At 63.9% G+C, this 20,500-nt stretch carries 19 protein-coding genes; 11 read left to right on the plus strand and 8 right to left on the minus strand.

Going from position 1 to position 20,500, the window contains the following annotated elements:
• The first annotated feature begins 103 nt into the window (after positions 1–103).
• Positions 104–823, plus strand: coding sequence for an MgtC/SapB family protein (locus F0P97_RS24680; protein ID WP_182284718.1), 720 nt, complete (start codon positions 104–106; stop codon positions 821–823).
• 168 nt (positions 824–991) lie between these two features.
• Here the strand turns inward: F0P97_RS24680 and ruvB are convergent, their stop codons facing one another.
• On the minus strand, positions 992–2,089 hold the full coding sequence (gene ruvB / locus F0P97_RS24685; RefSeq protein ID WP_182284719.1) for a Holliday junction branch migration DNA helicase RuvB: 1,098 nt from the start codon (positions 2,087–2,089) through the stop codon (positions 992–994).
• A gap of 141 nt (positions 2,090–2,230) precedes the next feature.
• Here ruvB and F0P97_RS24690 point away from each other — a divergent pair, with 141 nt between their 5' ends.
• Entirely contained in the window at positions 2,231–2,764 is a 534-nt protein-coding gene (locus tag F0P97_RS24690) for a peroxiredoxin (protein WP_182284720.1), read from the plus strand.
• 12 nt (positions 2,765–2,776) lie between these two features.
• Here the strand turns inward: F0P97_RS24690 and F0P97_RS24695 are convergent, their stop codons facing one another.
• Together F0P97_RS24695 and ruvA are read right to left on the minus strand one after the other, a co-directional pair.
• Positions 2,777–4,273 carry a trypsin-like serine peptidase gene (locus F0P97_RS24695; RefSeq protein WP_232538048.1) on the minus strand — a complete coding sequence of 499 codons (1,497 nt, stop codon included), beginning with the start codon at positions 4,271–4,273 and terminating at the stop codon, positions 2,777–2,779.
• Positions 4,274–4,375: 102 nt separating this feature from the next.
• On the minus strand, positions 4,376–4,951 hold the full coding sequence (gene ruvA, locus F0P97_RS24700; RefSeq protein WP_182284722.1) for a Holliday junction branch migration protein RuvA: 576 nt from the start codon (positions 4,949–4,951) through the stop codon (positions 4,376–4,378).
• A 49-nt stretch (positions 4,952–5,000) separates the two neighbouring features.
• Here ruvA and F0P97_RS24705 point away from each other — a divergent pair, with 49 nt between their 5' ends.
• From F0P97_RS24705 to F0P97_RS24730, 6 genes are all read left to right on the plus strand, one after another.
• Positions 5,001–6,011 (plus strand): PhoH family protein, encoded by a 1,011-nt coding sequence (locus F0P97_RS24705; protein WP_182284723.1) that lies wholly within the window; start codon positions 5,001–5,003, stop codon positions 6,009–6,011.
• Between the two features lie 49 nt (positions 6,012–6,060).
• A complete protein-coding gene (gene ybeY, locus F0P97_RS24710; protein WP_182284724.1) occupies positions 6,061–6,519 on the plus strand; it encodes an rRNA maturation RNase YbeY in 459 nt (152 codons plus the stop codon).
• An 18-nt stretch (positions 6,520–6,537) separates the two neighbouring features.
• A complete protein-coding gene (locus F0P97_RS24715; protein ID WP_182284725.1) occupies positions 6,538–8,052 on the plus strand; it encodes a sensor histidine kinase in 1,515 nt (504 codons plus the stop codon).
• Positions 8,053–8,059: 7 nt separating this feature from the next.
• Positions 8,060–8,686 (plus strand): response regulator transcription factor, encoded by a 627-nt coding sequence (locus F0P97_RS24720; RefSeq protein WP_182284726.1) that lies wholly within the window; start codon positions 8,060–8,062, stop codon positions 8,684–8,686.
• Between the two features lie 91 nt (positions 8,687–8,777).
• The gene (locus tag F0P97_RS24725) at positions 8,778–9,272 is read left to right on the plus strand and encodes a GlcG/HbpS family heme-binding protein (protein WP_182284727.1); all 495 of its coding nucleotides are present in this window, start codon (positions 8,778–8,780) and stop codon (positions 9,270–9,272) included.
• Between the two features lie 18 nt (positions 9,273–9,290).
• Positions 9,291–9,962 (plus strand): outer membrane protein, encoded by a 672-nt coding sequence (locus F0P97_RS24730; RefSeq protein WP_182284728.1) that lies wholly within the window; start codon positions 9,291–9,293, stop codon positions 9,960–9,962.
• A 61-nt stretch (positions 9,963–10,023) separates the two neighbouring features.
• Here the strand turns inward: F0P97_RS24730 and F0P97_RS24735 are convergent, their stop codons facing one another.
• Entirely contained in the window at positions 10,024–11,007 is a 984-nt protein-coding gene (locus tag F0P97_RS24735) for a Bug family tripartite tricarboxylate transporter substrate binding protein (protein WP_182284729.1), read from the minus strand.
• A 180-nt stretch (positions 11,008–11,187) separates the two neighbouring features.
• Between F0P97_RS24735 and F0P97_RS24740 the strand changes: the two genes are divergently transcribed.
• A complete protein-coding gene (locus tag F0P97_RS24740) occupies positions 11,188–11,952 on the plus strand; it encodes a sulfite exporter TauE/SafE family protein (RefSeq protein ID WP_182284730.1) in 765 nt (254 codons plus the stop codon).
• A 102-nt stretch (positions 11,953–12,054) separates the two neighbouring features.
• Here F0P97_RS24740 and dbpA read toward each other — a convergent pair whose 3' ends face one another.
• Positions 12,055–13,464: an ATP-dependent RNA helicase DbpA gene (gene dbpA, locus F0P97_RS24745; protein WP_182284731.1), complete on the minus strand. Its 1,410-nt coding sequence runs from the start codon at positions 13,462–13,464 to the stop codon at positions 12,055–12,057.
• Between the two features lie 163 nt (positions 13,465–13,627).
• On the opposite strand from dbpA, the gene F0P97_RS24750 reads away from it, so the two are divergent.
• The gene (locus tag F0P97_RS24750; protein WP_182284732.1) at positions 13,628–14,953 is read left to right on the plus strand and encodes an amidohydrolase; all 1,326 of its coding nucleotides are present in this window, start codon (positions 13,628–13,630) and stop codon (positions 14,951–14,953) included.
• Positions 14,954–14,984: 31 nt separating this feature from the next.
• Here the strand turns inward: F0P97_RS24750 and F0P97_RS24755 are convergent, their stop codons facing one another.
• The 3 genes from F0P97_RS24755 to F0P97_RS24765 are packed head-to-tail and all read right to left on the minus strand — an operon-like array spanning position 14,985 to position 18,240.
• Positions 14,985–16,766, minus strand: a complete 1,782-nt coding sequence (locus tag F0P97_RS24755) for a dipeptidase (RefSeq protein WP_182284733.1) — start codon at positions 16,764–16,766, stop codon at positions 14,985–14,987.
• 53 nt (positions 16,767–16,819) lie between these two features.
• Positions 16,820–17,269 (minus strand): D-aminoacyl-tRNA deacylase, encoded by a 450-nt coding sequence (gene dtd / locus F0P97_RS24760; protein ID WP_182284734.1) that lies wholly within the window; start codon positions 17,267–17,269, stop codon positions 16,820–16,822.
• A complete protein-coding gene (locus F0P97_RS24765) occupies positions 17,266–18,240 on the minus strand; it encodes a cation diffusion facilitator family transporter (protein ID WP_182284735.1) in 975 nt (324 codons plus the stop codon). Before F0P97_RS24765 ends, dtd begins: the two co-directional genes overlap by 4 nt.
• A 160-nt stretch (positions 18,241–18,400) precedes the next feature.
• Between F0P97_RS24765 and F0P97_RS24770 the strand changes: the two genes are divergently transcribed.
• Positions 18,401–20,479, plus strand: coding sequence for a putative bifunctional diguanylate cyclase/phosphodiesterase (locus tag F0P97_RS24770; RefSeq protein WP_182284736.1), 2,079 nt, complete (start codon positions 18,401–18,403; stop codon positions 20,477–20,479).
• The last annotated feature ends 21 nt before the right edge of the window (positions 20,480–20,500 follow it).

Raw genomic sequence — 20,500 nt, forward strand, 5'->3', positions numbered from 1 at the left:
CTCCGAGCCGCTTCGCATCTGCCCCGCAGGGGGATGCAGCAGCCCGGGCCGCATGTTTCATGAACCCAGGCATTGATCAACCGGCAATAACAATCACAACTTCATGCAATCCCTACAGAACTTCAATCTGCTCGCCACGCTGAACACGGTGCTGTGTCTTCTCGTGGCCTTTGTCTGCGGCAGCATCATCGGCCTTGAGCGCCAGATACGCCAGCGCACGGCTGGCCTGCGCACCAATACCCTGGTGGCCGTGGGCGCTGCCGTGTTCGTCGACCTGGCCATGCGCGTCTCGGGAGCGGACGGCGCCACGCGCGTCATCTCCTATGTGGTTTCGGGCGTGGGCTTTCTGGGCGCGGGCGCCATCATGAAGGAGGGCGCCAACATCACGGGGCTGAACACCGCCGCCACGCTATGGGGCTCGGCCGCCGTGGGCGCCTGCGCGGGCGCGGGCCTGCTGCCCGAGGCCGGCCTTGCCACCTTGTTCGTGCTGGCCAGCAACACCTTGCTGCGCCCCGTGGTCAACTACATCAACCGCCATCCCGTGGCCGAGCATGCCAGCGAGGCCACCTACTATGTCTATGTGATCTGCGGCCAGCAAGCCCAGGCCGATGTGCGCGAAGGCATGCAGGAGCTGCTGGAAGCGGCCAACTACCCGGTGCGCACGGTGGAAAAGCACGAGATCCCACCGCACAATACCGAAATCGAGGCCGAGCTGTTCGCCACGGCCGTGCATGCCGAGGAGCTGGACCAGGTGGTCACGCAGATCGAAGCCTTGCCCGGCGTGCTGCAGGCCTTCTGGAACGCCGGACCGCAGAATAATTGACCCCCTGAGCCGCTACGCGGCTTCCCGCTGCACCTCGCCCCCAAGGGGGACGACGCCCTCGCCTCGTGGCGGCCCCGCCTGGGCGGCCCCGCCACGAGGCGGCTCTTGCTCGGCGTCTCTGGCATTGGCCGTGCCAGTTCTTGGCCACGCCGGTTTTAGCGGCAGCGCTTACGTGGCCGAATCGTCTGCGGGGACCTGCAAGCCCAGATGGCGGTAGGCTGCCTGCGTGGCCATGCGCCCGCGCGGCGTGCGCTGCAAAAAGCCTTGCTGGATCAGATAGGGCTCGATCACATCCTCGATGGTGCCCGATTCCTCGCCGATACTCGCGGCGATATTGTCCAGGCCTACCGGGCCGCCGTCGAAGCGATGCACCACGGCCTCGAGCAGCTTGCGGTCCATGATGTCAAAGCCCTGGGGGTCCACATCGAGCATGGCCAGCGCCTTGTCGGCAATCTCGCGCGTGATGCGGCCGTCGCCCTTGACGTCGGCATAGTCGCGCACGCGGCGCAGCAGGCGGTTGGCGATACGCGGCGTGCCGCGCGAGCGGCGCGCAATCTCGAAGCAGCCTTCCTCGTCAATCGGCGCATTGAGCAGGCCTGCGCTGCGCTTGACGATGCGCGAGAGCTCCTCGGAGGTGTAGAACTCCAGCCGCGCCACGATGCCGAAGCGATCGCGCAGCGGGTTGGTGAGCATGCCGGCGCGCGTGGTCGCGCCCACCAGCGTGAAGGGCTGCAGGTCAAGCTTGATGGAGCGTGCGGCCGGGCCTTCGCCGATCATGATGTCGATCTGATAGTCCTCCAGCGCCGGGTAGAGGATTTCCTCTACCACCGGGCTCAGGCGGTGAATTTCGTCGATGAACAGCACATCGTTGGGCTCGAGATTGGTGAGCAGCGCCGCCAGATCCTTGGGTTTTTCCAGCACCGGGCCGCTGGTCTGGCGCAGGTTCACGCCCAGCTCCGCCGCGATGATGTGGGACAGCGTGGTCTTGCCCAGGCCCGGCGGGCCGAACAGCAGCACATGATCAAGGGCCTCGCTGCGCTTCTTGGCGGCGCCAATAAAGATCTCGAGCTGCTCGCGCGCCTTGGCCTGGCCCACATATTCGTCGAGCTGCTTGGGACGCAGGGCGCGCTCCAGCGCCTCTTCGCCCTGGGACGAATGCCCGGCCGAGACCATGCGCGGCGCAACCGCCTCGGGGTCGGCGGCCGCGCTTCTGGGCTTGCGTGCAGGTGCGGGGCTGGCCGCAAATTCGTCCACATGAATCGTCATGGCGGCAATTGTGCCCCAAGCCAGGTCGGAGCACTGATTAAAAATACAGGGTCGAACAAAATCCCACAGTTGCAGCGCCCACATTGATGGCCGGCCCCGGGCTTTGCGCACAATGGCGGCAAAGACCTCAGGAGCTTTTTCATGCGTATTCACACCCTGGCCTGCACGGCCGCCCTGCTTTGCCTGTCCGTCTCGGCCCAGGCCGCGCTCAAGCCCGGCGATGCGGCCCCGAGCTTCAAGACGCCCGCCGCCGTGGCCGGCAAGGCCTTTGACTTCGATATGGCCGAGGCGCTCAAGAAAGGGCCGGTGGTGCTGTATTTCTTCCCCAAGGCCTTCACCCAGGGCTGCACGCTGGAAGCCCATGCCTTTGCCGAAGCCACGCCCCAGTTCGCTGCCATGAAAGCCACGGTGGTGGGCATGTCGCATGACGATATCGACACCCTCAAGCGCTTTTCCACCGAGGCCTGCCGCGACCAGTTTGCCGTGGCATCGGACCCGAAGGCCGTCACCATCAAGGCCTATGACGCGGGAGCTGCCGCCAACCCGGCCCGGGCCGACCGCATCTCCTATGTGGTGGGCCAGGACGGCAAGGTGAAGTTCGCCCTTGTCAGCAGCGACCCGCTGGCCCATGTGGAGCAGACCAAGGCAGCCGTCAAGCAGCTGCATGGGAAGTAAGCCGGCCCTCGATCACTGTGCCAGCCAGTTCCCGATCTGGCTGCTGAAGGTCCGGTCGAAGCGGCTGTAGACGTCGGAGCCGCCGCTGACCGTACACGAGCTGCTGCCGCCTGACAACGTGCCCACGACGCGTCCGCCCGCAAACATGGCCGAGCCGCTGCTGCCGCCTTCGGTCACGCCCTTGCTCCAGCCAACGTTCACAAAATCGCTCTGGGCATTGCCTGGGCTGCAGGTGATGCTGCCGGCGCTCAAGCTGCAGTTTCGGTAGCTCTGCACCTGGCCTTCGCTGTATTTGAGCAAGTCTCCCTGCGGGTGATGCAGGCCGTATATGGCCGTCCCCGTCACCGCCGTTCCTCTCGCATCCCAGCCGGCCAGCGTCGCACCGGCGGGCGCTGCGTCATTGAGCCGCATCAGCGTGGCATCGTGCGCCGCCGTCGCATACAGCAAGGTGGCACCGCGCTGCAGCGCCGTGGTCTGGGCAGTGGGCTCGAAGCTGTTGCAGCTGGCCGAGCGGAAGAACCAGTCCGTGCGCAGCGAGGTGGCCGATGCCTGGGTCGAGATGCAGTGATTGGCCGACAGGAAATACGGCGTTAAATCGCGCCGCGTGTTGTTCAGCAGAGTGCCCGTGCAGTAGTAATAGCGATTGTCGGAGCCCACATAGGTCATGCGCGCCACGGCATTGCGCTCGGTGGCGTACTGATCGGCGCAGCTGGCATCGAGCTCGCAACCCGCGGCATCGCCCACATTTCTGGGCACGAGGCTGTCGCGCAGCTCCAGCTCAGCGGGCAGGGCCAGGTTGACATAGGCATGGGTGAGCGTGGGAATGGCAATGCGCAGCTGCGATGTCGACAATCCTGCAGGCAGTCCAATCTCCAGCGTGACCTCATCGGCTCCCAGATCGGGGGTCCACCAGATGCCGGCCGCCCGGGTGTCGCCGTCGGCGCGGCGGTTGCGCGCAATGGCCTCATTGATGGCCTGGCCCGTGGTCTCGAACCCGGTCTTGCTGCGATCCTTGCGGTACAGCCTGAGTTCGGCGGCGTCGGGCATGGCATCGACCACCAGGCCCAGCCGCAGGCCATGGGCGCCGGCCGAGGTGATGCTGATCGCCGCCACCTGCCCTCCCTCCGGGGTCTGGGACCAGTGCAGCGCGCGCGCCATATCGCCTGTGGACTGCAGCGAAGACAGCTCGCGCGGCGCCCCGATCTGCATGGGCAGGCCGGGCATGGGCATGACCGGCGAAGGTGCGTCACTCCACTGCGGCAATGCCAGGCTGACGGCCTTGGGCCGCACCGCCACGGATGCCACCGCCACGCCCTTGGTCGCCGCCGCAGCCTGGGCAGCAGGTACGACCAGTGAATCCAGCACATTGGCCGTGGGCGGACCCGAAGGGGGACTGACCTCTGGCGAGCCGCCAATGATCGCACCATTGCCGCCTCCGCTCCCTCCGCCAGGGCCGGGCCCGGGGTCCGGAGCACTGCCTCCCCCTCCACCGCCTCCGCAAGCGGTCATCAGCACCACCAGCATCAAGCTGGCGCATCGAGAGGGAATGCGCCTACCCTGTGTCCACCCATGCATAACGTGTTCTCCAAGACCGGCACAGGGCCAGCGATGCTATTTGGTCAAAGCCTTGAGCGCGAGCTTAATGCCCTCGCTCACCCCTACGTCGGTTGGGAGTTTCTTGAGGGCTGCCGAGGCTTCCTTGTCCGAGTAGCCCAGCGCCATCAGTGCCTGCAGGATATCGTTCTGGTCGTTGTTGTTGGCAAACAGCGACTGCGCACCGGTATCCGCGCCGATCTTGCCCTTGAGCTCCAGCAGCAGGCGCTCGGCGGTCTTCTTGCCGATGCCGGGCACCTTGACCAATCGCCCTGCTTGCTGCTGCGATACCGCGTCCGCGAGATCATCGATGCTCATGCCGCTGAGCACGGCCAGTGCCATGCGTGGTCCTATGCCGGTGATCTTGATGAGTTCGCGGAAAGTCTGACGTTCGCGGGCCGTTGCGAAGCCGAACAGCAGCTGGGCGTCTTCCCGCACCACAAAATGGGTCAGCAAGGCTACCTTGGCACCATTGGCGGGCAGGTTGTAGAAGGTGCTCATGGGCACCTGGACCTCATAGCCCACGCCGGCGCAGTCCACCAGGACTTCGGGCGGGTTTTTTTCCAGCAGCGTTCCAGTCAATTTGCCTATCATTGAAATCCTTTGCCGCACCGTGCGGCGATTCTTTTGAGAAATTATCCGCGTGATCCTGCGCCATACCTTCACACCCCACAACAATACGCGCCTGACCCATCTCTGCGGCCCGGCAGATGCGCATCTGCGCACCATCGAGATCGCGCTGGGCGTCAAGATCGCTCACCGTCACGAGCAGTTCAAGATCGACGGCCCCAAGGCCAAGGCCAATGAAGCACTGGAGCTGCTTCAGGCTCTCTATGAGATCGCCGACTATGTGATTGCCGAGGATACGCTGCAGCTCATGCTGGCCGGCGATGTCGAGATGCTGGAAGCCGACCTGACGGCTCCGCAATTGACTACGCGCCGCGCCGATCTGCGCGCCCGCACGCCCAATCAGGCGCTGTATCTGGAAAATATCGCCAATCACGACATCAGCTTCGGCATCGGCCCGGCCGGCACGGGAAAGACCTATCTGGCCGTGGCCTGCGCCGTGGACGCGCTGGAGCGCAGCGCCGTGCAGCGCATCGTGCTGACCCGACCCGCCGTGGAAGCCGGCGAACGCCTGGGCTTTCTGCCCGGCGACCTGACGCAGAAGGTGGACCCCTATCTGCGCCCGCTGTACGACGCGCTCTACGATCTGATGGGTTACGAGAAGGTGCAGAAGGCCTTCGAGCGCAATGCGCTGGAGATCGCACCGCTGGCCTTCATGCGCGGACGCACGTTGAACAACGCCTTCGTGATCCTGGATGAGGCGCAGAACACCACACCCGAGCAGATGAAGATGTTTCTGACCCGCATCGGCTTTGGCGCCAAGGCCGTGGTCACGGGCGACGTGAGCCAGGTCGACCTGCCCAAGGGAGCGCCCAGCGGACTTGTCGATGCCGAGCGCGTGCTCAGGCGCGTCAAGGGCATCTCCATCAACCACTTCACCAGCGCCGACGTGGTGCGCCACCCGCTGGTGGCGCGCATTGTGGACGCCTATGACGCACGCGGCCGCGTGTCCGAAGGCACTTCGGCCCCCAAGCACCGCAGCAGCCCTCGCACGGCACGTCCGCTGCCAACAGCAGACGAGCTTTAATCAAAATTAATAGCTACTAGCGCTTACTATATAAGGGCTAAAAGCCAAAATGACCTTGAATCAACTGCAACTATCGCTGCAATTCGGCCCCAGCGCCGAGGCCGCCGCCCACCGCGAACTGCTGAGCCGCAGCCGCGTCACGCGCTGGATCCGCCATGCGCTGGCCGTGGATGCCGAGATCACGGTGCGCATCGTCGATGCCGAGGAAGGCCGCAAGCTCAACCGCGAGTACCGCCAGAAGGACTACGCGACCAATGTGCTGACCTTCGACTATCAGCAGGAGCCGACCGTGATGGCCGATCTGGTGCTCTGCGCCCCCGTAGTGGAGCGCGAGGCACAGGAGCAGAACAAGAGCCTGGAAGAGCATTACGCCCATCTGCTGGTGCATGGCACGCTGCATGCCCAGGGCTGGGATCACGAGACCAGCGAGGAAGACGCGGAAGAGATGGAGGCTTACGAGACCGACATCATGAAGGAGATGGGTTACGAAGACCCTTACGCCAAGTAAGTCACGACAACTCCGGCCATGATCATCCCCCACTGGAGCCGCCCCCTGGCCTGGCTGCTGGCCTGGGCCCTGGTAGCCATTGCGGGCGCAGGCTGGCTCGTGCATGCGCGGTTGCTGGCCTTGGAGGATGCATTCGTGACGGATGCGCGCATCGTGCACCGGCTGCTGAGCCAGCGCGCCGTGCAACACGATGCGGTGATGGCCATGCTGCCCCTGCTGCAGCCACCTGCGGAAGACCAAAGTGCCAAGGTAGCCCTGCCGCTGCCGCGCCTGCCTGCTGCCTATCCGCAGATCATCGAGGTACTGCGCCGCCTGCCGGACAGCAGTTGGCCGGCTGACTGGCCCCATGACCTGGGTGCCGCGCTGGATATGGCCGAGGCGCGCTCGCTGCAAAGCGGCCATGCCGAACTGGCCCGGGCCGACCTGCCCAGAGGCCGGGTATGGCTGGCGCTTGCCGGCCCAGCCGCCGACCACGCCCTGCTGCTGGATCTGCATGCCACCATTCCCTGGGACGAGTGGCCCATGGATGCCCAGACCAGTCCAGTGCGCGTGCGGCTTCAGTATCAGGGACAGGTCTTTACCGTGCAGGCCGGGCGGCAACTGGAGCGCGGCTGGCATTACGACTTTCACAAGCTGCTGGCCTCGCAGAGCCAGCCTTTCGATGTGATGCTGGAGCGCGACGTGGGCTGGAGCGAGCTGCCCTGGGCCATCATGCTGGCCTGGGCGGCGGCCAGCGCTGCAGCAATGGCCGCGCTGCGCACCCTGCGGCGCCAGCGCGTGGCCACACGCCGGGCAGAAGAGCTGTTGCGTCTGGGCCAGGTCGCCCGCCTCAACCAGCTCGGCGAACTGGCCGCGGGTATGGCACATGAACTCAACCAGCCGCTGACCGCGCTGCTGGCCAATACCCAGGCGGCGCAGCGCCTGCTGGGCGATGAGGAGCCAGATCTGGGCATGGCGCGCCATGCCATGAATCAGGCCGTGGCCCAGGCAAGGCGCGCCAGTGCCGTCGTGGGACGCCTGCGCCGCGTGGTCGAGCGGCCCGATCTGTCAGGTCAGGTCCAGACTCTGCCCCTTCCCACCGCCGTGCATGATGCACTGCACCTGCTAGAGCCCGAACTGCGCCGCCGCAGCATTGCCGTGCAGGTGGATGCTCCCGCAGACCTGCCAGCCGTGCGCGCCGAGCCTGTGGCCTTGCAACAGATCATCCACAACTTGGTGATGAATGCGCTGCAAGCCATGGAGCAGACCGAGCCCGGCCAGCGCCGCTTGCGCCTCACGCTGAGCCCCCAGGGCGCGCGAGTCCTGCTGAGCGTGCGCGACACCGGCCCCGGCGTCGCGCCCGAGGCGCGAGCGCGCTTGTTCACGCCGTTCTACACCACACGCTCCGGGGGCCTGGGATTGGGCCTGTCGCTGTCGGAAAGCCTGGCGCAGGCGATGGGAGGCGAGCTCACGCTGGCGTCCCCCTCTCCTTCGCCAGCCGACTGGCCTGGAGCCGAATTCCATCTGCTGCTCCCGCTGGCCCACCAGCCTTGAACGCGCCATGACCTCTTCCCTCTCGCCCTTGATTCACCTTGTGGACGACGATGCCGCCGTGCGCGACAGCCTGGCTCTGCTCATAGGTACGGTAGGCCTGCGCGTCCAGACCTGGGCCGATCCGCATGCCTTTCTCGCCGAATTCGACCGCAGCGACGTGGGCGCCATCGTGCTCGACGTGCGCATGCCTGGCACCAGCGGGCTGGCAGTGCTGGACAGGCTGGTGGCACAAGGGGTGGATCAGCCTGTGATCATGCTCACGGGCCATGGAACCGTGGAGATGTGCCGCCGCGCCTTCAAGGCCGGGGCTGCGGAATTCCTTGAGAAGCCGGTCGATGACGAGCTGCTCATCGAGGCGCTGCAAGCCTCCGTGCGCCAGCATGTGCGCTCGCGCGATCGCCACCAGGCCGACCGGCAGGCGCGCGAGCGTTATGCACAGCTCTCGAGCCGCGAATGCGAGGTGCTGGGACTGATCGTGGAGGGCCTCACCAACAAGGAGATCGGCCGCGCGCTGTCGCTCTCGCCGCGCACGGTGGAGACCCACCGCGCCAACCTGTTCGCCAAGCTGGAGACCGACTCGCTGGCCATGCTCATCCGGCGCTACGCGGCCCTGGTCGAGGACGCCGCTCCGTAGTTCTACGGAGGTAGGCGCGTAGCCTGCCGCATGGACGCCCGGGTGGCGTTTTTCTACAGTTGCGTTCATACCCATCCACCCGGAAAAACGCATGAAGCACACTCTGACACTTGCCGCCCTGACTCTGGCCACCCTGACCGCCGGCACCGCCAGCGCCCAGGCCGTGCGCACGGAAAAGACTATGTCGCTGGAGCTGGCCAACCAGATCGCCGCCCAGTCCGTCGCGGCCTGCACCGCCAACAGCTATGCCGTGACCGCCACCGTGGTCGATCGCGCCGGCGGCGTGCGCGCCGTGCAGCGTGCCGACAATGCCGGCCCGCACACCGTGGAAGCCAGCCGCGAAAAGGCCTTCACCTCGGCATCGGCCAAGGCGCCAACGCTTGCCATCATGGAAAACTCCCAGAAGAACGCCGGTGCAGCCAACCTCAAGGACATCCCCGGCTTCCTGCTGCTGGGCGGCGGCGTGCCCGTGAAAGTGGGCAATGAGGTGATCGGTGCCGTGGGCGTGGCCGGTGCACCCGGCGGCCATCTGGACGACCAATGCGCACAGGCAGCCCTGGCCAAGGTGCAGGACCTGCTGAAGTAATCGGATCTAGGATTTTTCGTGAAATTTCAACGTATTGTCCCCCTGCTGATCCTGACTGCCGCTGGCAGCGCTTTTGCCGACGATAGCTACTACGGAGCCCTGCGAATCAATTCCGCACGCTATCAAGCCCACGACATGGACTCCAGCGCCCGCCCCGGCCTGGGCCAGTTCGTGCCTGGCGACGAGGCGAATACCGCAACAGGAGGCTCCCTGGCCCTTGGTTATCAGCTCCCGTCGAACTGGCGCGTGGAAGCCGAGTACACCCTGCCCAAGAACAATGAGTTCACCAGCGGCTCCACCCGCTTCCCCACCAGCTTCAACCACCACCAGATCCGCTCGCAGCGCCTGATGGTCAATGCATACAAGGATTTCCCCCTGAGCGCCCGGTTCTCGCTGTACGGAATGGCCGGCCTGGGCCTGGCCCGTGTGGAGTCCAGCGGCTGGCAGGGCAATCCGGGTCGTCAGTACATCAGCGACACCCAGAGCAATCTGGCGTACTCCGTGGGTTTTGGCGTCAGCTATTCGCCTATCCAGACGCTCAGCATCGACCTGGGCTGGCGCTATGTCGACATGGGCAAGGCCAAGAGCGGAGCCAACAACTTCGCCAACGTCCGCGGCCTGCAGGACGAGCAGATGCGTGCCAAGCTGACGGCCAGCGAAATCTCGATCGGCCTGCGTTACAGCTTCTGACCCGGTCCTCTCGAGCAAAAGAAAAGCGGCCTAGGCCGCTTTTCGCTGGTGCCTGACACCGTTACTCCACGCTCAGGCCAATGCTGCGCACCAGTTGGGCAACGCGCACATCTTCGGTCTTGATCTGTTTGGCAAACACTTGTTGGCCCTCACCCACGGGGGTGATGCCTTGCTGCAGCAGGCTCTTGCGCAGCTCGGGGTCCTTGAGCGCCTTGTCCGTATCCTGGGCGATGGCCTGGACCACGGCAGCGGGCGTGCCCTTGGGTGCGAACAAACCGAACCAGGCACCAGCCTCAAAGCCCTTGTAACTCTCGGCCAGGGCCTGCACCTGGGGCAGCAGGGCGTGTCGCTGCAGACCGGACACGGCCAGCGCCGTGAGCTTGCCGCTCTGGATCTGGGTGAGCGCCGGAGCGATTGCAATCAGCATCACATCGACCTGGCCGGCCAGCACATCCTGCAGGCCCTGAGGGCCGCCGCGATAGGGAATATGCGTGGCGAAAAAGCCTGCGCGCTGCTTGAACTGCTCCATGGCCAGATGCTGGGCGCCGCCCGTGCCCGAGGAGGCATAGTTGATCTTGCCCGGGTGGGTCTTGGCATAAGCCACAAAGTCCTGCAAGGTCTTGAAGCCCTTGCGGGGATTGGCCACCAGCACGAAGTCGGACTGGCCCAGCTTGGTCACCGGCACCAGGTCGTTCTTGACGTCATAGGGAAGGTTGCGCTGCACATTCGGCATGATGGTGATGGCGCTGTCGCCGCCCACCAGCAGGGTGTAGCCATCGGGCTGGGCCTTGACTACGGCATCCACGGCCGAGACACCGCCGGCCGCGCCCTTGTTTTCCACCACGATGGCCTGCTTCCAGTCCCTGCCCACCAGATTGCCCACCTGACGGGCCAGCAGATCCGGGGCGCTGCCGGGGCCGTTGGCCACCACCAGCCTGACGGAGCGAGCCGGAAACTCCGGCTGCTGAGCCATGGCTGCGCCCGATACACAGCTTGCAGCCAGCATGGCCCAGGCAGTGCGGGAAAGGAAACGGGGCAGATTCACGGCAAAACTCCTTAACTAAGGAGTTGATTGTCAAAACAATCACTTATTCCTCAAAATACCGTTTTCACATTCTTTTATTTCCAAAAATAATTAACTGCGCAAGAAGCGATACAGGCCATCGCCTAAGATCACGCACACAACAAGGCGCAAAGCCGATTCCCGGAATCAGGAGACAAGAACATGGAGAACCTGGGCCACCTCGCCCTTTTGCTGGCCGCAGCTTTCACGGCCGGCGCGCTCAACGCGGTCGCCGGTGGCGGCAGCTTTCTGACCCTTCCCGCGCTGGTCTTCACCGGCGTGCCGCCCGTGATTGCCAATGCCACGGGAACCGTGGCCCTGCTGCCGGGCTATATGGCCGGCGCCTGGGGCTTCAAGGACGATATGCAGTCCCCGCCGGGCCTGTCCATGAAACAGGTGGTGGCTCTGTCCCTGATCGGCGGCTCCGCCGGTGCGGCGCTGCTGCTGTTCACGCCCGACGCCACCTTCCGCAAGGTCGTGCCCTGGCTGCTGCTGGCCGCCACCGCCATGTTTGCCTTCGGGCCGCAGCTGCGCGCCTGGGCTGCGGGCAAGAACGCAGCCCATGCCACCCCATCGGTGGCCAAGGCCGCTGCAGGCATGCTGATCGTGGCCATCTATGGCGGCTACTTCAACGGTGGCCTGGGCATTTTGCTGCTGGCCTTGTTCGGCCTGCTGGGCCAGACCTCGCTCAACGCCATGAACGGCATGAAGAACCTGGTCTCGGCCCTGCTGACGGCGATTGCCGTGGTGATCTACGCCGTGGGCGGCATTGTGGAATGGAAGCAGGCCCTAGTCATGATGGTGGCCGCCACCCTGGGCGGCTATCTGGGCGCCCGCGTGGCGCGCAAGATTGCACCCCATGTCCTGCGCTGGGGCATTGTGGCCACGGGGCTGGTGATGGCAGGGCTGTTCTTCGCCAAAGGCTGAAGCGCCGCCCAAAGCAAAAAGCCTTCTCGTGACCGAGAAGGCTTTTTTGTGAGCACGCAGCGCTTGATAGATAAACGCTACAGGCCAACTTGACTGATATTTTCAGAGCAGACGAGCCTTGACCGTCTTGCCCTTGACCTTGCCTGCATTGAGCTTTGCGCAGGCCGCCGAAGCAATCTTGCGATCCACGGCCACATAGGTGGAAAAGTCGTTGACGCTGATCTTGCCGATCTGCTCGCGGCTATAGCCGAAGTCGGCGCACATGGCGCCCATCACGTCGCCGGCGCGGATCTTTTCCTTGCGCCCGCCGATGATCTGGATGGTCATCATGGGCGGCAGCAGCTCGCCACCGGCGGCAGGCGTGAGCTCGTCCACGGGGAAGAATTGCGAAGCACGGCCTTGCAACTGCTCGATCTTGCCAACGCTGCCCATCTCGTCCATGCTGACCAGATTCAGCGCCAGCCCTTCGGCATCGCCACGGCCGGTGCGGCCGATACGGTGGATATGGACCTCGGGGTCGGGGGTGACATCCACATTGATGACGGCAGACAGGTCGGCAATGTCCAGACCGCGCGCCGCCACATCGGTGGCGACCAGCACGCTGCAGCTCTTGTTGGCAAACTGCACCAGCACCTCGTCGCGCTCGCGCTGTTCCAGCTCGCCGAACAGGGCCAGAGCGCTGAAGCCCTGGGCCTGCAGCTCGCTCACCACATCGCGGCATTGCTGCTTGGTATTGCAAAAGGCAATGCTTGATTCGGGACGGAAGTGCGCCAGCAGCCTGGCCACCGTGCCCACTTTTTCTCTAGCACCGACTTCGTACCAGCGCTGCGCGATCTTGCCCGCGCTGTGCTGGGTCGCAACCTTGACGGTCTGCGGATCGCGCATGAAGCGGCTGGCCAGCGAGGCAATGCCATCGGGGTAGGTGGCCGAGAACAGCAAGGTCTGACGATCCGCCGGACATTGGCGCACCACGGTTTCGATATCGCCGAGAAAACCCATGTCCAGCATGCGATCGGCCTCGTCCAGCACCAGGGTCTTGAGGTTGCCGATGTCGAGCTTGCCGCGCTCCATCAGGTCCATCACGCGTCCAGGCGTGCCGACGACGATGTGAGCGCCGTTTTCCAGCGAGGCGATCTGGTTGCGCGAGGGCACGCCGCCATAGACGGTGACGACCTTGATATTGTCCTGCGCACGCGCCAGGCGGCGGATTTCGGTGGCGACCTGGTCGGCCAGCTCGCGCGTGGGGCACAGCACCAGGGCCTGGACGGCAAACCAGCGCGGGTTCAGGCGGTCGACCATAGGCAGGCCGAAGGCAGCCGTCTTGCCGCTGCCGGTGCTGGCCTGGGCGATCAGGTCCCTGCCCTGCAGGGTCAGCGGCAGGCTGGCGGCCTGGATGGGCGTCATCTGCGCATAGCCGAGCTGCTGGAGGTTGGCCAGCATTTCGGGGGACAGGGGCAGCGCCGAGAAAGCGGTGGAATCAGAGGCCTGGGCGGCGCTGGTGGAGGTATTCATGGGAGCGGATTATCCCGGGCCTGCGCCACAAAAGCCTTGAGCCATCGCTATTCACGGTGCCATTTGCGGGTTGCCCCTCTTCAATCCGGGGCAGACATGCTCCTAGTCTGAAAGCGCGGTCTTCATGGGCCGCCTCTGTTTGAAGCCAACCACAGACCCTCACATGCACCCTAGCCTTACCCGCAAGTTCTGCGTCGCCGCCGCGCTGGCCGCCAGTCTGACCTCGACCCAGGCCGCAGAGCTGGATCCCCAGCCGCTCAAGCCCCAGCTGCAGCAGCTGATCGCCAAGATATATCCGCAGCTGCGCGGCATCTACGAAGACCTGCATGCCAACCCCGAACTGGGTTTCCAGGAAACGCGCACCGCCGCCAAGCTGGCTGCCGAAATGCGCAAGCTGGGATTTGAAGTCACCGAGGGCATTGGCAAGACCGGCCTGGTCGCCATCTATCGCAATGGCGCGGGTCCCACCGTCATGGTGCGCACCGAGCTGGACGCCCTGCCCATGGAGGAAAAAACCGGCCTGCCCTATGCGAGCAGGGCCAAGGCCCAGTACAACGGCAAGGAGAGCTTTGTCGCCCATAGCTGCGGCCACGACATGCATATGACCAGCTGGCTGGGAACGGCCCAGGCGCTGCTGGGTCTGAAGAATCAATGGAAGGGCACGCTGATGTTCGTGGCCCAGCCGTCCGAGGAAACCGTGACCGGTGCCAAGGCCATGCTCGCCGATGGCCTGTTCCAGAAGTTCGGCAAGCCCGACTATGCCTTTGCGCTGCATACCGGCTCCATGCCTTATGGCATGGTGGGCTATGTGGCAGGGCCGGCGACCTCCAATTCGGACTCGCTGGACATCACTTTCCATGGCCGTGGCAGCCACGGCTCCATGCCGGACAAAGGCATTGACCCGGTGCTCATGGCCTCGCGCTTTGTGGTCGATGTACAGGGCGTGATCAGCCGCGAGAAAGACCCCATGGAGTTCGGCGTGGTCACCGTGGGCGCCTTCAATTCGGGCAGCGCGGGCAATATCATTCCCGACCAGGCGCGGCTGCTGGGAACGATCCGCAGCTACAAGAGCGAGGTGCGCACCAGAATGCACGAAGGCATAGAACGCACAGCCAAGGCCGAGGCCGCCATGTCGGGGGCTCCTGCGCCCGAGATCAAGCTGGTCAAAGGCTCGGATGCCGTGGTCAACGACGCGGCACTGGTAAGCCGCACGGTCAGGCTGTTCAAGGCCGCGCTCGGCGACCGCAATGTGATCCCCATCTCGCCCATCACGGCCAGCGAGGATTTCTCGGACTTCATCAATCAGGGTGTGCCATCCATGTTCTACACCCTGGGCGTGTACGACCCCAAGAAGGTGGCCGAGGCCAGTCAGCCCGGTGGCAAGCCCCTGCCCTTCAATCACTCACCCTTCTTCGCCCCAGAACCCGAACCCACGTTCAAGACCGGCGTGGAAACCATGACGCTGGCCGTCATGAACGTGATGCAGTAACCGCAAGCCAGCCCCGCCATCGGGGCTGCCGTCACTGCATTTGCTGCAGATTGCCGATGCGCACCAGCATCTCGGTGAACATCTGCATGTCCGTGCGCAGATCCGGCAGCTCCTGATACTCCAGCGCATTGTGGGCCGTGTACTTCTTGCCGGGCATCGCCGGACCGAAGTTGATGGCGTTGGGCATGAGCTTGGCCGTGGTGCTGCCTGCGGTAGGCACGGGCCTGGCATCCAGCCCCGTGGTGTCGCCAAAGATATTGAGCAAGGTGCCCAGCCACGCGCCCTTGGGGTCGCGGGCCATCCAGTTGCCCTGGGTGTACTGCACGCTGACCGGCACCTTGGCCGTATCGCTCCAGCGGGCAATGCCCTGCTCCACCTCGGCGCGCAGCTGCTCGGGCGTCTTGCCCCGCGGCATGCGCGCATTGGCCGTCACCTCCAGCCTGCCATCAACAGGCTTGATGAGATTGGGCGATAGCGTGAGCGGCCCCATGAAATCATCGGCATAGGCAATGCCCAGTTGCCGGCCCAGATAGTCCAGGCCAAACACGCCATTGATATAGCGCACGGCCTGACTGTACTGATTGGGCTGCAGCAGCGCCGCGCCCTGCTCCGGCATCAGGCTCTGCTGCAGGAACAGCGCCAGGCGCGGCACGGGATTGACCCCTTCTTCAGGACGAGAGCCGTGGGCCGACGCGCCGGTGACCTTGACCGTGACCTGGCCTTCTGCGCGCTGCACGTCGATGGCGAACTTGCCCTGCGCCTCATGCCGATGCACAAAATCATCCTTCTCCTTCGAGAGCCGCTGCGCGATCAGATCCAGCGCAGCCGCATCGGTGGCGGAGACAGTGGCGGAGGCCGTCTGCGCAATCGAGTTGGCCGAGGCGGCGCCGCTCATGGCGGTGATGGCAGGCTTGGCGGCATCCACGGCGACATCCGCAAACAAGGCCTTGAGCGCGCCCGTGCCCTTTTCAGCGACCACGGCCGGATACTTGCTGTCCAGCACGATGTTGTACTGGGGCAGCGCAGTCTTGCTCTGGTAGTACTTCATGGCATCGCCGCCGGTTTCCTCGGTGGTCTCTATCATCAGGCGAATGCTGCGCGAGAGCGGCAGACCGCTGTCCTTGACCGCCTTCATCGCATACAGGACGGTGGCGATAGAGCCCTTGTCGTCAATCGTGCCGCGCCCATAAAGCCGATCACCCACGCGGGTGACCTGGAAAGGGTTGATCTGCTTGCCGTCCAGTACCCATTCGGCAGACACCACCGGCACCACATCGGCATGGGTCAGAATGCCGAACTCGGTCGCCTCGCTGGCGCGATTCGCCGCATTGGCCGGCAGCGTCACCTCAAAGATGCGGTTATCCACATTGCGAAAGCGCAGCCCGAATTCGGCAGCCATGGATGCAACGAGCTTGCCGAAGTCCAGGATGGCCGGACTTTCATGCGGAGGCACCTTGGGATCGCGCACCGTGGGCAGCGCCACCATGCGCTGCAGGCTCTCCAGTACCGCTGTCTCCTGCGTCAGACGGTTGTATACCCCCAGCAATCTGGCGATATCCGCGAGCTCGCCATCCGACAGCGTCTGGCCGCGCGTATAGCGCTGCACGGCCGTCGCCACGCCAGGCTCGACCCTGACAGCCTGCTGCACAAAGGCCTTGAAGGATTCGTGCGGGGTCGCAGCGGACGATGCGATCAGTGCGTCCAGCACGGGTTTCTTCAAGGTCTGCGCCTGGACGGGAAGGCTGGCGCCTGCCAGACCCAGAATCAGACCGGCGGCGATGAGGGACAAAGAGGGCTTGCAGGATTTCTTCATGGGCAGCTTTTGTTGATCTCGTGGTGATGAATGTGGTCTCAGGCCGGCTTCGCCTATACCTGAGGCTCCATGCGCATGGGGATAGTCACGGGCCCGTCATTGACCAGATGCACCTGCATGTCTGCGGCGAACTCGCCGGTCTGCACCTGAGCGTGGGCCACCCTGGCCTGCTCCACAAAGTATTCGTAGAGGCGTCGGCCTTCGTCGGGCGCGGCGGCGGCGGTAAAGCTGGGGCGATTGCCGCCTCTGGTGTCGGCCGCCAGCGTGAACTGGCTGACCACCAGCAGCCCCCCGCCAATGTCCTGCAGGCTTTTATTCATCTTGCCTGCCTCGTCGCTGAAGATGCGCAGCTTGAGCATCTTGGCCAGCAGCTTGTCGGCCTCGGCCTCGGTATCGCCGCGCTCGGCACAGACCAGCGCCAGCAAGCCCTGGTCGATCTGGCCCGTAATACGACCGTCGACCTCCACGCGCGCCTGCTTGACGCGCTGAATCACACTCATCATGTACTCAAACCTTCCTTGGCCGTGCCTTGTGCTGCGCCGCCCAGCTCTCCGTCAGCCACTTCGCTGACCGTGTTCATGCCCATGGGCAGCAGCTCGATGCGGGCATAGAGGCCGGGAATGGCCTCCAGCAGCGCGACTTCAATCTCCGAGCGCAATTGTGCCGCCCGCTGCACGCTCCACTGGCCGGGAACATGCATATGGAAGTCCACAAAGCTGCGCTCCCCCGCCTGGCGGCTGGAGATGTTGTCAAAGCTCACACCCTCGTTGCGCTTGGCATAGCCGTCCAGCAACGTGTCAATCCTGAGACGCCGCGGCGCGTCCAGCGCCTGATCCATCAGTCCTTGCGAGGACTGCCAGACCAGTTGCACGCCCTGCACGCAGATATGCACGGCCACTGCCAGCGCCACCAGTGCATCCATCCACAGCCACCCCGTCAAGGCTGCGGCCAGCAAACCCACCACCACGCCCACCGAAGTCCAGACATCGGTCAGCAGATGCCGCGCATCGCCCTCCAGCGCCATGGAGCGGTATTTGCGTGAAGAGCGCAGCATGACCCAGGCCAGCAGCCCGTTGAAGACCGTGCTGAGCAGCGACAGCATCAGGCCCCAGCTCAACTGCTCCAGTGGTTGCGGATTCCACAGCCGCGACAGCGCCGCCCAGGCAATCGCCAGGCTGGCGCCTATGACCAGCACTCCTTCGAAACCGGCCGAGAAGTACTCCGCCTTGTAATGTCCATATGGGTGCTCGGTATCCGCGGGTCGCTTGGCCACGGTCACCATGGTCAGCGCAAACATGGCACCGGCCAGATTCACAAAGGACTCCAGCGCATCGGACAACAGCCCCACCGACCCGGTCAGCCACCAGGCCAGTGTCTTGAGCACAATGGTGAGCAGCGCCACCACTACGGAGAGGCGCAGCAAATTGTGCGGCTGCAGCCATTGTGAATGTGTTGGAACGTCAGATTTGGACATGTTCAGGTTCTAGGGCCTCTATATAACCAAGCGCTTTGATGTATCAATAGTCTTTGCAAGTTGTCTATAAAGCAATTCAGAATCCCTTATCGTGATGGACATCTCATGTTCGAGGCTGACCTGATTCCTATATAAATACTCCCAGAAAAAAGGGAGGCGCATGCCTGATACGTTGATAGCACAGCAACCGAGGGATGAGGACGCCATTCTTCGACTGGTGGCCGATACAGCGCCCGCTATGCTGGCTTATTTTGATGCCGACACGCGCGCCTGTCGCTTTGCCAACGCGCGCTATGCAGAGCACTTTGGTCACACCATGCAAAGCATAGTGGGCATGGATGTGCGTGACATTGTGGGCGAGCTGGTCTGGACACAGATCGAACCTTATCTGGACTCCGTGACCGTCGACAACACACAGACGCTGCGCTACACCCGTCAGGTCGAAAACGAGATTGGCCGGCTGCAACACATCGAGGCAGTACTGCGCCCCCATGAAGAAAAAGGCGTACTCAAGGGCGTTGTGGCGCTGATGACCGATGTCAGCCACCACCATCTGGCGTCACAGCAGATACGCGACAGCGAAGAGCGCATGCGCAAATTCGCAGCGATCACCACCGAGGCCATCGTGCTGCATCGTGACGGAATCATCACGGACGGCAATGACGCACTTGCCCGGCTGGTTGGCTACTCGCTTGACGAGCTGCGCGGCACGCCGGTTCTCGATTACGTGGCACCTGAAGCGCGCCTGCGGGCGCTGCAGAACATGCGCAGCGAGCGAGAAGATCGCCTCGAGTCCGTGATCATTCACAAAAACGGCCAGCTCATCCCCGTCGAGATAGAGGCTTCCACCATGCCAGGAGAAAAGGACAGGCATCGCATCGTCCTGCTGCGCGACCTGACCGCAAACCTCCAGACCCGCCAGCGCATGGACTATCTGACCCAGCATGACCTGCTGACACATCTGCCCAACCGGGCACGCCTCAACCATTTGCTGGCCGACGCCATCGCCAGGGCTGCCGGCGAGCAATCGCGGCTGGCGGTGCTGTCGCTGGACCTGGACCAGTTCAAGGCAGTGAATGATTCGCTCAGTCATCAGGCAGGGGATCTGCTGCTGTGCGAGCTTGCAAAGCGGCTCCGAAGCACTGTAGGTGCTCAGGACATCGTGGCCCGCACCGGCAGCGACGACTTTGTGGTCGTGCTGCCCGACAACCCCGGCCTGCTGGAGACGGAGGCCCTGCTGACGCGGCTTCGGGCCACGGCAGAGGCTCCCTACCTGATCGAAGGGACTCAACTGGTGATCTCCGTGAGTGTCGGCATCGCCATGTATCCCAAGGACGGGAAATGTCCGGCGTCCCTGCTGAGCAATGCCGAGGCCGCCATGCAGATGGCCAAGAGTCACGGCCGCAGCTTCTCCCAGTTCTACACTCCTGCGCTCGAAAGCCGGGCCACACGCATGCTGATGCAGGAGCAAATGCTGCGCAACGCCGTGGAACGCGGTGAGTTCGAGCTGCATTACCAGCCGCAAACCCTCATGCAGACGGGCAAGCTTTCAGGCTTCGAAGCCCTGGTGCGCTGGAAGCACCCGCACCGTGGGCTGGTCTCGCCCGACGAGTTCATCGGCTTTGCCGAAAACCGGGGGCTGATCGCAGCAGTGGACCGCTGGGTGCTCTATCAGGCCTGCCGTCAAGCCCGTGCCTGGCAGCAGCAAGGATTCCCCCCCATCCCTGTGGCAGTCAACCTGTCGGCGCAGGAATTCCGCCAGCGCGATGTCGTCAAGGAAGTGGCGCAGGCACTGGCCGACACGGGGCTGGACGCCAGCTATCTGCATATCGAGGTCACAGAAACCACGCTGATGCTCTCGGGCAACCAGATGCAGCAGACTCTGCATGCCCTCAAGGCACTGGGCGTGGGACTGGCGATCGACGATTTCGGCACCGGCTACTCGTCTCTTGCCTATCTGCGCAAGCACCCCATAGACCGGCTCAAGATCGACCGTTCGTTCGTGACCGATCTGCCCCACAACCCGGATGCAGCGGCCATTGTCAATGCCATCGTGCAGATGGGCCAGAGCCTGCATCTGGAGATTCTGGCCGAGGGTGTGGAAAGCACTGAACAGCTGCAACTTTTGAGAGAGATGGGCTGTGCCATGATGCAAGGGTTTCTCGTGTCAGCGCCATTACCTGCCGAGCAGGCTTCGGCATGGATGTCGCAACACTGTCAACTGCTACAAAGACAATAGTGCATGGCCTCGAATACACCG

Origin of the sequence: Comamonas testosteroni (assembly GCF_014076415.1) — a bacterium.
GTDB classification, from domain to species: domain Bacteria; phylum Pseudomonadota; class Gammaproteobacteria; order Burkholderiales; family Burkholderiaceae_C; genus Comamonas; species Comamonas testosteroni_F.